This window comes from Pseudomonas sp. AC136 (assembly GCF_979258585.1).
Map to the genome: position 1 here is coordinate 5,299,900 of NZ_OZ409865.1, position 13,167 is coordinate 5,313,066.

At 62.6% G+C, this 13,167-nt stretch carries 12 protein-coding genes; 7 read left to right on the forward strand and 5 right to left on the reverse strand.

Features of this window, described 5'->3' with window-relative positions:
• The first annotated feature begins 95 nt into the window (after positions 1 to 95).
• Complete coding sequence (locus ACZZZU_RS23820) at positions 96 to 944, forward strand: cache domain-containing protein (RefSeq protein WP_463383120.1); 849 nt, start codon at positions 96 to 98, stop codon at positions 942 to 944.
• 247 nt (positions 945 to 1,191) lie between these two features.
• On the opposite strand, the gene ACZZZU_RS23825 is transcribed toward ACZZZU_RS23820, so the two are convergent.
• Positions 1,192 to 2,100: a LysR family transcriptional regulator gene (locus ACZZZU_RS23825; RefSeq protein ID WP_463552033.1), complete on the reverse strand. Its 909-nt coding sequence runs from the start codon at positions 2,098 to 2,100 to the stop codon at positions 1,192 to 1,194.
• 96 nt (positions 2,101 to 2,196) lie between these two features.
• Between ACZZZU_RS23825 and ACZZZU_RS23830 the strand changes: the two genes are divergently transcribed.
• A complete protein-coding gene (locus ACZZZU_RS23830; protein ID WP_463552034.1) occupies positions 2,197 to 3,984 on the forward strand; it encodes an alkyl/aryl-sulfatase in 1,788 nt (595 codons plus the stop codon).
• A gap of 174 nt (positions 3,985 to 4,158) precedes the next feature.
• A complete protein-coding gene (locus ACZZZU_RS23835) occupies positions 4,159 to 4,407 on the forward strand; it encodes a DUF1145 domain-containing protein (protein WP_463552035.1) in 249 nt (82 codons plus the stop codon).
• On the opposite strand, the gene ACZZZU_RS23840 is transcribed toward ACZZZU_RS23835, so the two are convergent.
• Positions 4,408 to 5,466, reverse strand: a complete 1,059-nt coding sequence (locus ACZZZU_RS23840; protein WP_463552036.1) for a putative urea ABC transporter substrate-binding protein — start codon at positions 5,464 to 5,466, stop codon at positions 4,408 to 4,410.
• A gap of 239 nt (positions 5,467 to 5,705) precedes the next feature.
• Between ACZZZU_RS23840 and ACZZZU_RS23845 the strand changes: the two genes are divergently transcribed.
• The 3 genes from ACZZZU_RS23845 (at position 5,706) to ACZZZU_RS23855 (ending at position 8,718) form a co-directional block, all read left to right on the forward strand.
• Positions 5,706 to 6,524, forward strand: coding sequence for an alpha/beta fold hydrolase (locus ACZZZU_RS23845; protein WP_463383114.1), 819 nt, complete (start codon positions 5,706 to 5,708; stop codon positions 6,522 to 6,524).
• Between the two features lie 173 nt (positions 6,525 to 6,697).
• Positions 6,698 to 6,910, forward strand: coding sequence for a DUF6434 domain-containing protein (locus tag ACZZZU_RS23850; protein ID WP_463552037.1), 213 nt, complete (start codon positions 6,698 to 6,700; stop codon positions 6,908 to 6,910).
• A 104-nt stretch (positions 6,911 to 7,014) separates the two neighbouring features.
• On the forward strand, positions 7,015 to 8,718 hold the full coding sequence (locus ACZZZU_RS23855) for an amidase (RefSeq protein ID WP_463552038.1): 1,704 nt from the start codon (positions 7,015 to 7,017) through the stop codon (positions 8,716 to 8,718).
• A 368-nt stretch (positions 8,719 to 9,086) separates the two neighbouring features.
• Here ACZZZU_RS23855 and ACZZZU_RS23860 read toward each other — a convergent pair whose 3' ends face one another.
• On the reverse strand, positions 9,087 to 9,995 hold the full coding sequence (locus ACZZZU_RS23860) for a LysR substrate-binding domain-containing protein (RefSeq protein ID WP_463552039.1): 909 nt from the start codon (positions 9,993 to 9,995) through the stop codon (positions 9,087 to 9,089).
• Positions 9,996 to 10,158: 163 nt separating this feature from the next.
• Between ACZZZU_RS23860 and ycaC the strand changes: the two genes are divergently transcribed.
• On the forward strand, positions 10,159 to 10,791 hold the full coding sequence (ycaC, locus tag ACZZZU_RS23865) for an isochorismate family cysteine hydrolase YcaC (protein WP_122495088.1): 633 nt from the start codon (positions 10,159 to 10,161) through the stop codon (positions 10,789 to 10,791).
• Between the two features lie 254 nt (positions 10,792 to 11,045).
• On the opposite strand, the gene ACZZZU_RS23870 is transcribed toward ycaC, so the two are convergent.
• Positions 11,046 to 12,410, reverse strand: coding sequence for a heavy metal sensor histidine kinase (locus tag ACZZZU_RS23870; protein WP_463552040.1), 1,365 nt, complete (start codon positions 12,408 to 12,410; stop codon positions 11,046 to 11,048).
• The gene (locus ACZZZU_RS23875; protein ID WP_463383109.1) at positions 12,407 to 13,078 is read right to left on the reverse strand and encodes a heavy metal response regulator transcription factor; all 672 of its coding nucleotides are present in this window, start codon (positions 13,076 to 13,078) and stop codon (positions 12,407 to 12,409) included. Before ACZZZU_RS23875 ends, ACZZZU_RS23870 begins: the two co-directional genes overlap by 4 nt.
• Between the last annotated feature and the right edge of the window lie 89 nt (positions 13,079 to 13,167).

Below are 13,167 nucleotides of genomic sequence, written 5' to 3' on the forward strand. Positions count from 1 at the left end.
TGTGAAACAGCCGTCGCGCTTTGGTTCAGCGGGTTGGATGAATGGTCGGCGGCGCGTCTACACTGCAAGCCATTCAAACCCTGCGGAGTTCTTCCATGACGTTGCTCACCCGTGTGCTGTTGGTGTTGTCGCTGTTGGTGCCTGGCTATCAGGCGTTCGCGCAGACCGATGCGGCGTATCAACAAGAAGCCCAACACGCCAAGGCGCTGCTGCTCAAAGCGGTGGACTACTACGAGAAAAACGGCGACGCCGCGCTGGCCGCCTTCAGCCGCCAGGGAGAATTCGTCACCGGCCAGTTGTACGTGTACGTGGTCAACACCCAGGGCGTGATGCTCGCCAGTGGTGGACCCTCGGTGATGCTGGTGGGGCGCGACGTATCGGCCACCCTGGACGCCGACACCAAAACCGCCTTCGCCCGCGCCATCAGCGAGCCGGAAGGCGAAATTCACGAAGCCGAATACCGCTGGGTCAACCGCCAGGACGGCAAAGTCGAGCGCAAACACACCTACTTCCAACGCATCAACGACCGCATTCTCGCCGTCGGTTATTACTTGCCACGGGCCAAGCCTGAAGAAGCGAAAAAACTGCTCACCGAAGCGGCGGCCGCCATCGACAAAGACGCGAAAACCACCTTCACCGCCATCAACGACCTGGACCCGCGCTACCTGCAAGACGACCTGTACGTCTTTGTGGTCGACCTCACCAGCAAGCGCTTCGTCGCCCACGGCTACAACCGCCGCCTGATCGGCACCGACTTCGCCAACCTGAAAGCCCCCGACGGCGCCGCCATCGGCCAACGCATGCTCGATGCCGTGAACGCCGACGGCCACGGCGAACTGGAATACCTCTGGCGCAACCCCGTGACCGAACGCAACGAACACAAACATGCGTACCTGCAAAAGGTCGGCAACTACCTGGTGGCCGTGGGGTATTACTCGCGCTGAAAATGCTTTCTTGTGGGAGCGGCTTTAGCCGCGATTGGCCGGGCCTGGGAGCGGCGATCTCCGCCTAAGAGCATCGCGGCTAAAGCCGCTCCTGCAGGGTGCTCAGTTTGCGGTTCGATGGCTTGACCCGCTTTTTTGTGGGAGCGGCTTTAGCCGCGATTGGGCGGGCCTGGGAGCGGTGATCTCCGCCTAAGAGCATCGCGGCTAAAGCCGCTCCTACAGGTCTGGGCAGGCAGGTCGGGCGTGTTCAGGCGGCGGCTTGTGCCAGTTCATCCTCTTTACGAATCTCTTCCAGCATCACTTGCGCGGCCGGCGACAGGCTGTGCCCGGCGCGCATGACTACGCCGTAGGCCGATTGCTGGGCAGGGCGATCGCTGGCCAGCGGCAAAATGTCGAGGCGCCCGGCCGCGACGTCTCCGGCCACCACGTCCCAGGGCGACAGGCTGATCACGTCGCTGCAGGCCACCAGCGCTTTGAGCACCATAAAGTTGTCGCACTCGATGCCCAGCAATTGCTCTCGGCCGCTGACTTGGCGCAGGGCGGTTTCAACTTCCTCGGGCAACAACGTACCCGCCAGCGGGTAGGCGGCGAGGGCTTCGGGCGTGAGGTCGCGCTGTTGCAGCAGCGGGTGACCGGGGCGGCAGAAGAACACGCCGGTGCGCGGTTTCAGCGGTTCGATGGTCAGCAGCGGGTCGCCTTGCAGTTCGCGGCAGTCGGCTACAAATAGCTCCACGCTTTCATCAAGCAGGCGCTGGCGCAGGCTGCGCCAATCGCCGATGGCCAGCTGTACGCGGATTTTCGGGTACTGGCTCACCAGCTTGCCCAGCGCGCGGGGAATCAGGTGCGCAGCAGGGTAGGGGCCGGCGCCCAGGCGCAGCTCGCCGGCTTCCAGGTTGCCCAGCTGGCTTACGGCGTTGTGCAGCGAGCGGTTGGCTTCCAACAACCGGCGCGCGTGTTCCAGTACCAACTTGCCATGGGCCGTGAGCACCGCCTGGCGGGGGCCACGGTCGAGCAGTTGGCAGCCCAGGCTGGCTTCCAATGCTTGCACGCTACGCGACAACGCTGGCTGGCTGAGGTTGACCGCCTCGGCCGCGCGGGCGAAGTGGCCGTGTTCGGCAACGGCAACAAAATGGCGAAGCTGGCGCAGGTCATTCATGCAGTTCTCGCATCGGAAAGTGGATAATTTTGCATTGGAATTATCAGTCTGCCTTTGCCAAGGTGCACGCGTCCATAACAACAAAAGACATTTCCCATGCGCGCACTCACTCGCTTCAGCGGCCTGCTGCTGGCCGCCGCCTTGCCGTTGTCTGCCCTGGCAGCGCTGCCTGCCGAAACCATTCAGCCGTCGATCAATACCGAGCTGGCCGAGCACACCAAGGTCTTCAACAAGCAAATCTACAAAGTCACCGACTCGGTTTACTCAGCCGTAGGCTGGAGTATCGCCAACAGCGTGATGGTGATCGCCCCCGAAGGCTTGATCATTTTCGACGCCGGCGAGTCGCCGGAAGAGTCGGCCAAGGTGTTCGCCGAATTCCGCAAAATCACCGACAAACCGGTGAAGGCCATCGTCTACAGCCACTTCCACCCCGACCACATCAACGGCGTGAAAGGCTTCGTCTCGGAAGAGCAGGTGAAAAGCGGCGAGGTGCAGATCTACGCCCACGAAACCCTGCTGGAAAACGTGGTAACCCAAGGTGCGTTAGTCGGCCCGATTCTGGCCATGCGCTCGGCTTACACCTTTGGTGCGGCGTTGAACGAGGCCGACCGTAAAGACATGAACGGCGGCATCGGCCCGATTGCCGTGGGCGGGCAGAGCACGTTCATCGCGCCCACCATTACCTTCAAAGACACACTCGACACCACCATTGCCGGCCTGCGCGTGCAACTGCGCTGGGCACCGAGCGAGGCGCCGGACGAGATTGTCATGTACCTGCCCGACAGCCGCGTGCTGCTCAGCGCTGAAGTGGACCAAGGCCCGACCCTGCCTAACATCCACACCCTGCGTGGGGCGAAATTCCGCGACCCGGTGGCGTGGGTGAACAGCCTCGATTTACTGCGCGAGTACCACGCCGACTTCATGGTGCCGTCCCACGGCCGCCCGGTCAGCGGCGCTGAAAACGTCGAAGAAGTGCTGCGCATGACCCGCGACGGCATTGCCTATATTCACGACCAAACCGTGCGCTGGATGAACAAAGGCCTGACCCCGGACGAACTGGTGGAAAAGGTCAAACTGCCGCCGCACCTGGCCGGCTACACCCCGTATTTGCGCGAGTACTACGGCACCGTCAGCCACAGCGTCCGGCAAATTTACGAGGGTTACCTGGGCTGGTTCAAAGGCGACCCGGTGGACCTCAACCCGATACCTCCGGTAGAGAAAGCCACGCGCATGGTCGAGCTGATGGGCGGCCACGACAAGGTGCTGCTGGCCGCTGGCGATGCGTATCTAAAAGGCGATTACCAATGGGCTGCCGAGCTGGCCACCTATGTAATCCGCATCGACCACGACGACAAACTGGCGCGGGACATCAAGGCCCGCAGCTTCCGCAAACTGGGCTACGCGCAAATGAACATCAACTGGCGCAACTGGTACCTCACCAGCGCCATGGAACTGGAAGGCACCCTGGGCGAAACCCAACTCACGGAAATGGCCAAGCGTTTGCGCGGCACCTTCCTCTCGCCCGACATGTTGAAAAACCTGCCGGTGAAAGTGTTCCTGCAAAACTGGGTCACCCGCATCGACCCGGACAAAGCCGACGACGTAAACCTCACCCTCGGCTTCAGTTTCCCCGACATCAACGAACAATGGGCGCTGGAAATTCGCCGTGGCGTGGTGCAATTGCACAGCGGTATTCCAGACGGCACCACGCTGAAACTGACCCTCGACAAGACCTACCTGGACACCGTAATCAGCGGCCAGAACAGCCTGCTCAAGGGCGCGGTATTGGGCGACGTGAAGGTGGACGGCGACCTGCTCGACATCAAAACCTTCCTCGGCTGCTTTGACTTCGCCGACAGCCCCATCAACCTCACCCTGCGCTAATCCCGGCCAAACAAAAGTGCGGGAGAAAATGCCGGCCTGAATCCGTAGGTTGGGCTGAGCTAAAGCGAAGCCCAACGTTACGTTAAAGCCTGTGGTGAGCTGTTCTGTTTGACGAGGCGGGCAAGGTCACGTTGGGCTTCGCGTTCCGCTCAACCCAACCTACGGATGTTTTCCATGCATGTGATGTCGTTCTTGAAAGGCGCGCTGGCCATGTTCTGGCTGATGGCCTTGCTCAATATCATTTACCCGTTCGGCGAACCGTTGCATCGGCCGCTCTTGCTGCTGACCGGCGTGTTGCTGCTGGCCCATGCCGGCGAAGCGCTGCTGTTTAACAACCGCCTCAAGCAGCAAGCATTCCCCTGGCTGGAGCGGATGCAAGTGCTGCTGTTTGGCTTTCTGCATTTGCGCGGTTTGGCGCGCTAGTTACAGCTTTCCGTCCGCCGCCACCTGCATAAACGCCGGCTCGAAGCGCAGCTTGATATTGGCCGGGCTGCCGTTGACCACGCCGTTGGCGAACGACACGCCGATACTCTGCGCGCTGGTGGCTTTGCCGAGCATGCCGTGGCTGAAGGCGAAGTCTGTCAGGCGCTGCATGGCGGCCGGCAGAGCCGGGCTTTCGGCGAAGGCCACGGCGCTGCGCGGCGTGTAGAACGAGCGGGTTTTGCTCAGTTGGTCCTGATAAGCGGGCAGGTCGGCGCCGGCGCTTTTGGCAATGGCCGCCAGCGTGGCGGCGCCTTTTTCGTCGCTGGCGCTCATGCGTTTCATCAGTTCGAACCAGGCGCCGGTCAGCGCACGACCCAGCGCCGGGTTGGCGCGCAAGGTGTCGGTATTCACCGCGAACAGGTGCACCACTTCACCGGGCAGGCGGTGCGAGCTAAACACCAACGTGCGGTCGCTGCCGGCCTGTAACGGCGCCAACGCCGGATTGGAGATGGCGAGCGCATCGCCGTTGCCGCTGGCAAACGCGGCGCCTTCGTCGGTCAGCGGCGTGAGGGTGACGTCCTCTTCGCTCAACTGCACTGATTCCAGCGCGCGCACCAACACGTAGTGCGCCACCGAGTTTTTCTGCACCTGCACGGTTTTGCCTTTGAGGTCTTGCGCGCGTTGATTGCGACCGCGCAGCAGCACGCCGTCATTGCCGGCCGAGAAGTCGCTGAGGATCAGCGCGGTGGTGTCAATGCCGGCCGCAGCAGGCACGGTCAGCGCCTCCAGGGCGTTCATGGTGCAGCCATCGAACTGGCCGGCGGCGTATTGCTTGGCGGCATCGCTGCTGGAGTCGACGCGCACCACATCAATGCTGATGCCGTACTTCTTTGCCCAGCGCGCCAGCACGTTTTGCTGCGCCGCATAGCCCCAGGGCAACGCGCCCGAGTAGTCGCTCCAGCACACGCGAAAGTGGTCCTTTGCCACGGCGCTGGTGCTGCTGCCCAGCGCGGCCAGCAGCAGAAAAAAGGCCGTGGCCAGGGAAGGGGAAGGGCGCATGAAAAGCTCCAGCAGCAGAAAAAGGGTGGGCCACTCGGCCGCGCCGCGAGCTTATCGCAGGGCCATCATCGACGTTGGTCGCAACGCAAAAATTGCGAACACGTGCTTACCTCTACAGGCCAAACGCAACCCAGCACAGCCGTGCAATTCGTCGTCACATTGCAGGCGGATAGTAGCTGGCGGTACAGGCGCTACCGGCGCCTTGTTCAGATGAAAAACGGACCCTTCAGGAGAGATGCATGAGCACATTCACCACCACAGACGGCACCGAGATTTACTACAAAGATTGGGGCAGCGGTAAGCCCGTGCTGTTCAGCCACGGCTGGCCGCTGGACGCCGACATGTGGGAATACCAAATGGAGTACCTGAGCTCCCGTGGCTACCGCACCATCGCCTTCGACCGTCGCGGCTTCGGGCGTTCGAGCCAGCCGTGGACCGGCTACGACTACAACACCTTCGCCGACGATATTGCCCAGTTGATCGAACACCTGGACCTTAAAGAGATCACCCTGGTGGGCTTCTCTATGGGTGGCGGCGACGTCAGCCGTTACATCGGCAAATACGGCACCGCCCGTGTCGCCAAACTGGTGCTGCTGGGTGCGGTAACGCCGATCTTCGGCAAAAGTGCCTCGTTCCCTGAAGGCGTCGACGCCTCGGTATTCGACGGCATCAAAGCCGGCCTGCTCAAAGACCGGGCGCAGTTCATCGCCGACTTCGCCGCCCCGTTCTACGGCACCAACCAGGGCCAAGTGGTTTCCGAGGGTGTGCTGACGCAAACCCTGAACATCGCCTTGCTGGCCTCGCTCAAAGGCACCGTGGATTGCGTAACCGCGTTCGCCGACACCGACTTCCGCCCCGACATGGCCAAAGTCGACGTGCCGACCCTGGTTATTCATGGCGACGGCGACCAGATTGTGCCGTTCGAAACCACCGGAAAGCTGGCCGCGCAGCAAATCAAAGGCGCTGAGCTGAAAGTGTACAAAGGCGCGCCCCACGGTTTCGCCGCGACCCACACGCAGCAGTTGAACGAAGATCTGCTGAGCTTTATCGCCGGCTGATTCCCGCACAGGCACCTGCCGTAGGCTAACGCCCCGTACGGGGCATTAGCCTACGGACGCTGCCCGTGCGCTGCGCCCGTCCGTTCTGAGAATGCGCTGGAAACAGGCCGGAGCCTTTAGCGCGTATCTGCTTTGCGGTACAACGAGCGCCCCTTCATTTGCAGAGCAGCACCATGGCTTTCGACTGGCACTCCGAACCCCTTACCACCGGAACCCCGTTGCGCAAAAACTTTCGCGTCACGCAAAACGTCCGCCGTTTTTTCATTGAGCACTGCGGGAACCAATTCACCCTCAATCGCGAATTCCGAGCCTGGATCCGCAGCGGCGCGCCGCTGACCCTGGGCGAAGTCGTCACCGAATGGAACAAGCGTTTCGGCAAGCCATAGTCACGCTCCTCAGAGTTGTCATCCCCTGGCCTTGAGGCAGAATAGGCAGCCTAAGCACGTGGCCCCTGCGCCGCGCGCTCACCTGCCAACGCTATGAGGCCAGCATGATCGAAGTCACCGAGGCGTCCATCGCCGACCTGCGCGCCGCGCTCGAAAACGGCCGCACCACCGCCGTCGAGCTGGTGCAGGCGTATCTCGCACGCATCGACGCCTACGACGGCGCCAACACCGCCACTGCCCTTAATGCTGTGGTCGTGCGCAATCCCGCTGCGCTTGATGAAGCCCACGCCTCAGACGCCCGCCGCGCCGCCGGCAAACCCCTCGGCCCACTCGACGGCATTCCCTACACCGCCAAAGACAGCTATTTGGTCAAAGGCCTGACCGCCGCTTCCGGCAGCCCCGCGTTTGCGAATCTGGTTGCCCAGCGTGACGCCTTCACCATTGAACGCCTGCGCGCAGCGGGCGCCATTTGCCTGGGCAAAACCAACATGCCGCCGATGGCCAACGGCGGTATGCAACGCGGCGTGTATGGCCGCGCCGAGAGCCCGTACAACGCGGCTTACCTGACCGCGCCGTTTGCCTCCGGCTCCTCCAATGGCGCTGGTACGGCAACAGCGGCCAGCTTCGCCGCGTTTGGCCTAGCGGAAGAAACGTGGTCCAGCGGTCGTGGCCCAGCCTCCAACAACGGCCTGTGCGCGTACACGCCATCGCGCGGGGTGATTTCCGTGCGCGGCAACTGGCCGCTGACGCCCACCATGGACGTGGTGGTGCCGTACGCCCGCACCATGGCCGACCTGCTGGAAGTGCTCGACCAGATCGTCGCCGAAGACCCTGACACCCGTGGCGACCTCTGGCGTCTGCAACCGTGGGTGCCAATCCCCAGCGTCGCCGAGGTGCGGCCGGCGTCTTACCCGGCGCTCGCCGCCGCCCCGCAAGCGCTGGCCGGCAAACGTCTGGGCGTGCCGCGCATGTTTATCAACGCCGATCCCGAGGCCGGCACCAGCGAGGCGCCGGGCATCGGCGGGCCGACCGGGCAGCGCATTCACACGCGGGCGTCGGTGATCGACCTGTGGAAACAGGCGCGCCAGGCGCTGGAAGTCGCCGGCGCCGAAGTGCTTGAAGTGGACTTCCCGCTGGTCTCCAACTGCGAAGGCGACCGCCCCGGTGCGCCCACCGTATTCAACCGCGGGCTGGTGTCGCCGGAGTTCCTGCACCATGAACTGTGGGACTTGTCGGCCTGGGCCTTTGACGAGTTTCTACAAGCCAACGGCGACCCGGCGCTCAACCGCCTGGTGGATGTGGATGGCGCAAAAATCTTCCCCCACGACCCCGGCACCTTGCCCAACCGCGAAGGCGACTTGGCCGCCGGCATGGACGAATACGTGCGCATGGCGGAGCGCGGCATTACCCCGTGGGACCAGATTCCGACCTTGCCCGACGGCCTGCGCGGCCTGGAAAAAACCCGGCGTATCGACCTGGAAGACTGGATGGATTCCCTGGGGCTCGACGCCGTGCTGTTCCCCACCGTGGCCGACGTTGGCCCGGCGGACGCCGACGTTAACCCGGCCTCGGCCGACATCGCCTGGAGCAATGGCGTGTGGGTCGCCAACGGCAACCTCGCCATCCGCCACCTTGGCGTGCCGACCGTGACGGTGCCCATGGGCGTGATGGCCGACATCGGCATGCCCGTCGGCCTGACCTTCGCCGGCCGCGCCTACGACGACTCGGCGCTGCTGCGCCTGGCCTCGGCGTATGAAGCGACGGGGAGTAAGCGAATGATTCCGCCACGTACGCCGGTATTGAAATAGCAAAAAAAAAACTGTGGGAGCGGCTTTAGCCGCGATTGGCCGGGCCTGCAAACCAGGCTCTGAACCCACACGCCGCCCCGTAGGAGCTAGCTTGCTAGCGAACCCTGCAAACGAAGATCGAGAATTTCGTTTGCAGGGTTCGCCACCAAGGTGGCTCCTACAGAAAACCGACCAGTGCCAAATCTGTGGGAGCGGCTTTAGCCGCGATTGGCTGGGCCTGCAAAGCACATTTGCAAATAACGCGTCACGGCTGGCCCTCACCCCCAGCCCCTCTCCCGCAAGCGGGAGAGGGGAGCCTCGACGCCGTTTAGTCACCGATTGCGGTTAGCCTCTCTTCCCGGCGGGAGGGCCGGGGAGAGTGAAGACCGTCACGCCATATCACTCAAACTAAATTCCTCCCCAAGAAAATCAATCAACGTGCGCACCGACGGCAGCAACCCGCGCCGCGAGGGAAAGATGGCGTGCACGATCCCGCATTTCGGCGTCCACCCCGGCAGCATTTCCACCAAGGTGCCGGCGGCCAGATCATCCCGCACCGCCACCCTCGGCAAATGCACAATGCCCACGCCCGCCAGCGCCGCGTCGCGTAGGGCGCGCAGGTCGTCGGTGACCATGCGCGGTCGGTGGTTGATCTGCAGGCTCGCGCCTTCAGCGCTAAACAACTCCCACTGATACTCGCGCTGCTGTCCACCCCAAAACAGACTCGGCAGGCGACTCAATTCTTCCGGCGCGAACCCCACGTCCAGGCACTGCGCGTACTGCGGGTGGCCGACCAGGCATTGCGTGCTGTTGCCCAGCACCTTCATCACCATGTCGGTGTTTTCGAGCGGCGGAAAACGCACACGCAGGGCGATGTCGAAGCCTTCGTGCAGCACGTCCACGCGGCGGTTGGTGGCTTCAATCGCCAGCTCCACCAGCGGGTACTTGAGCATGTAGCGCGTCAGCATCGGCCCCACCCATGAGTTGAGCAACGTAGTGGGGCAGGCCAGGCGCACCAGCCCGCGCGGCTCACTGCGGTTGCGCTCGATCACCTCGGCGGCGCTTTCCGCCTCCACGCGCATGGCCACGCAGCGCTGGTAATAGGCCTGGCCGATTTCCGTCAACGCGTTATGCCGGCTGGTGCGGTGCAGCAAACGCACGCCCAGGCGCTCTTCCAACTGCGTGATACGCCGGCTGAGTTTCGACTTGGGCATATCCAGCGCGCGCCCGGCAGCGGCGAAGCCACCGTGTTCCACCACTTGGGTGAAGTAGTAGAGGGTGTTGAGGTCTTCCAACATCGTTCTCCAAATAGAACGCTAGAGGCAATTTTTGCAGTCTAGTGCAAAAAGGGTGTCGATTTTAAGCTTTACCCATACCGCAGCGAACACAAACGCAGCGGCAAACGAAACACACCCTTACCGCCGACTAACCGGCACCCAATCAGAAAGCGAGGAACGCACCATGACTACTTCTTACAAATACAACCGTCTCGACAAAGACAACGCCGTGGTTCTGCTGGTCGACCACCAAGCCGGTTTGCTCTCCCTGGTTCGCGACATCGAACCGGACAAATTCAAAAACAACGTGCTGGCCGTTGCTGATCTGGCCAAGTTCTTCAAGCTGCCCACCATCCTCACCACCAGCTTTGAAACCGGCCCCAACGGCCCGCTGATGCCAGAGCTGAAAGAAATGTTCCCCGAGGCGCCGTACATCGCCCGCCCTGGCCAGATCAACGCCTGGGACAACGAAGATTTCGTTAAAGCCATCAAAGCCACCGGCAAGAAACAACTGATCATCGCCGGCGTGGTAACCGAAGTGTGCGTAGCGTTCCCGGCCCTGTCGGCCATCGAAGAAGGCTTCGACGTGTTCGTGGTTACCGACGCTTCCGGCACCTTCAACGAAATGACCCGCGACGCCGCCTGGGACCGTATGTCTGCCGCCGGTGCGCAACTGATGAACTGGTTTGGCGTGGCTTGCGAGCTGCACCGCGACTGGCGCAACGACATCGAAGGCTTGGGCACCTTGTGCGCCAACCACATTCCGGACTACCGCAATCTGTTCACCAGCTACAACGCGCTGACGGCCAAGAAATAAGGAGGGCGGGTTACGAACAAACCGGGGCTTAGGCTCCGGTTTTTTTGTTTGTTGGATGTGTGAAGGCGGGGACGTTTATGTGTGCTTCGGCCCTCACCCCCAGCCCCTCTCGCCTATCCGGCCGACCTAGCGGGCGAGGGGTGACGTTTGTTTGGGTGGCGTTGTTCCAGCCCCACACTCCGGTCGGCTCCCTCTCCCGCTAGGTCGGCCGGACAGGCGAGAGGGCTGGGGTGAGGGGCACTTGATCTTTACATCTAGCCCTCAGCCAAAAACACCAACGAAAACACCGTGCCTCCCACATCACTGCGCACCCGAACCTCGCCGCCATGGGCCTGCATAATCGAACGCACAATTGCCAACCCCAACCCGCCCGAATCCCCCGGCTGCGCGCGCGATGGATCGCAGCGGTAGAAGCGCTCAAACAGATGCGGCACATGCTCGGCCGCAATCGCCGGCCCCAGGTTGTGCACGCTCACTTCAACCTCAGCGCCAACCGCGCGGGAACGCAACGTAATCGGCTGACCCACTTCGCCATAGCGCAAGGCATTCGCCAGCAAGTTCGCCAGCGCACGGCGCAATAAATCCGGGTCGGCGAGCACGGTGCCCTGGGCATCATTGCGCAACAGCACCTCGCGCTCCTCGGCCATGCCTTCGAAGTATTCGCACAACTGCTCGCCCAGTGCGTGCAGGTCCACCGGCTGACGATTGATCACCGCCTGCTCGGTGCGCGCCAGAAACAACATGCTGTCGATCATGCGCGCCAGCCGTTCGTATTCTTCCTGGTTCGACACCAGTAAATCTTCGTACTCCGCCACCGTGCGCTCACGTTGCAAGGTTTGCTGGGTGTGGCCCATCAGGTTACTCAGCGGCGTACGCATTTCGTGGGCCAAGTCTTCGCAGAACCGCGACAGTTGGCCGAAGCCGCCTTCAAGACGCGCGAGCATGTGATTGAGCGCCTGGCTCAGCGTCTGCAATTCCGCCGTGGTCTGAAATTCATCCAGACGCAGGTGCAAATGCTGGCTGTCGATCGCCGCCGTGCGCTGCGCCAATTCCCGCACAGGCCGCAGCCCGCGTTGACTCACCAGCCAGCCCAGGCCGAACGCCAGGACCATGCCGGCGCCCAGGGCCAGCCACAGTTTCAGCCGATACGCCGCCAGCATCTGTTCACGCTCGGTGAGCAGCTTGCCGGCAATCAGCGTGAGCTGTTGGTCACCGCGGGGCATGCTTTGCCAGGCCAGACGCAGCGGATTGCCCGCCGGGTCGTCGCCGAGCTGGGCCGAGGCGGCGGCGGGCAGAGCAGGGCGGGGCAAACCGGGCGGGTTGATTTCGATGAGCACGCGGCCGGCGTCGTCCACGACCCACAGCAGATTGTCGCGATTGCCCAACATGTTCTCGTACAACTGCGGCCGTTCACGCAGCGCCTCGATGCTCTGGCTGTCGCTCAGAATCGCCTGCATACGCTGCACCCGGCCGAGCAGCGCCTGGTCATCGCGCCAGGCAATTTCCCGTTGCAGCGAGTGGTACAGGTAAAAGCCGATCGCGCCCAACAGCAGCGCGCTGACCAACGCAAACATCAGCGCCAGCCGCACACTCAGCGCACGCGGCGCCCAGCGCTTCACGGTTGCACCGCCAGCGTGTAGCCCATGCCGCGCACGGTGTGGATGAGCTTGCAGGTGAACGGGTCGTCCACCTTGGCGCGCAGGCGGCGGATGGCGACGTCCACTACATTGGTGTCGCTGTCGAAATTCATCTGCCACACCTGCGAAGCAATTTGCGCCCGCGACAACACTTCGCCCTCGCGGCTAAGCAACAAATGCAGGAGGGCGAATTCCTTGTTGGTCAGCGTTAAACGCTGGCCCTGGCGCGTGACCTGGCGGCGCAGCAGGTCGAGGTGCAAGTCCGCCACCAAGAACTGCTCCACCTCACGCGGCGGACCTCGGCGCAGCAAGGTACGCACCCGTGCCAGCAATTCGGCATAGGAAAATGGCTTCACCAGATAATCGTCAGCGCCCAGCTCCAGGCCTTTTACCCGGTCTTCCACCGCATCGCGCGCGGTCAAGAACAGCACCGGGGTTTGCTGCTTGCGGCGGATGATCTGCAGCAACTGCCAGCCGTCGATGCCGGGCAACTGCACATCCAGAATGATCAGATCGAACGTTTCTTCTTGCGCCAGGTGCTGGCCGTCCAGGCCGTTGTGCGCCACCTCCACCAAATAGCCCGACTCACTCAGCCCCTTACGCAAGTAATCGGCCGTTTTCACTTCGTCTTCCACCAGCAAGATACGCATGGGTTCCTCCACCACAGGCGCATAAGGCTAGGCGTTTGCGCGCCGTTGTCCCATTACAAATTCGTAATGCAGGCGTAATCGGCCCGTGG

Coding starts and splice junctions, on each gene's coding strand:
- ACZZZU_RS23850 (WP_463552037.1), top strand. CDS start 6,698: ATGGCTTTCGACTGGCACTCCGAACCCCTTACCACCGGAACCCCGTTG.
- ACZZZU_RS23875 (WP_463383109.1), bottom strand. CDS start 13,078: ATGCGTATCTTGCTGGTGGAAGACGAAGTGAAAACGGCCGATTACTTG.
- ACZZZU_RS23830 (WP_463552034.1), top strand. CDS start 2,197: ATGCGCGCACTCACTCGCTTCAGCGGCCTGCTGCTGGCCGCCGCCTTG.
- ACZZZU_RS23840 (WP_463552036.1), bottom strand. CDS start 5,466: ATGCGCCCTTCCCCTTCCCTGGCCACGGCCTTTTTTCTGCTGCTGGCC.
- ACZZZU_RS23825 (WP_463552033.1), bottom strand. CDS start 2,100: ATGAATGACCTGCGCCAGCTTCGCCATTTTGTTGCCGTTGCCGAACAC.
- ACZZZU_RS23860 (WP_463552039.1), bottom strand. CDS start 9,995: ATGTTGGAAGACCTCAACACCCTCTACTACTTCACCCAAGTGGTGGAA.
- ACZZZU_RS23835 (WP_463552035.1), top strand. CDS start 4,159: ATGCATGTGATGTCGTTCTTGAAAGGCGCGCTGGCCATGTTCTGGCTG.
- ACZZZU_RS23820 (WP_463383120.1), top strand. CDS start 96: ATGACGTTGCTCACCCGTGTGCTGTTGGTGTTGTCGCTGTTGGTGCCT.
- ycaC (WP_122495088.1), top strand. CDS start 10,159: ATGACTACTTCTTACAAATACAACCGTCTCGACAAAGACAACGCCGTG.
- ACZZZU_RS23845 (WP_463383114.1), top strand. CDS start 5,706: ATGAGCACATTCACCACCACAGACGGCACCGAGATTTACTACAAAGAT.
- ACZZZU_RS23855 (WP_463552038.1), top strand. CDS start 7,015: ATGATCGAAGTCACCGAGGCGTCCATCGCCGACCTGCGCGCCGCGCTC.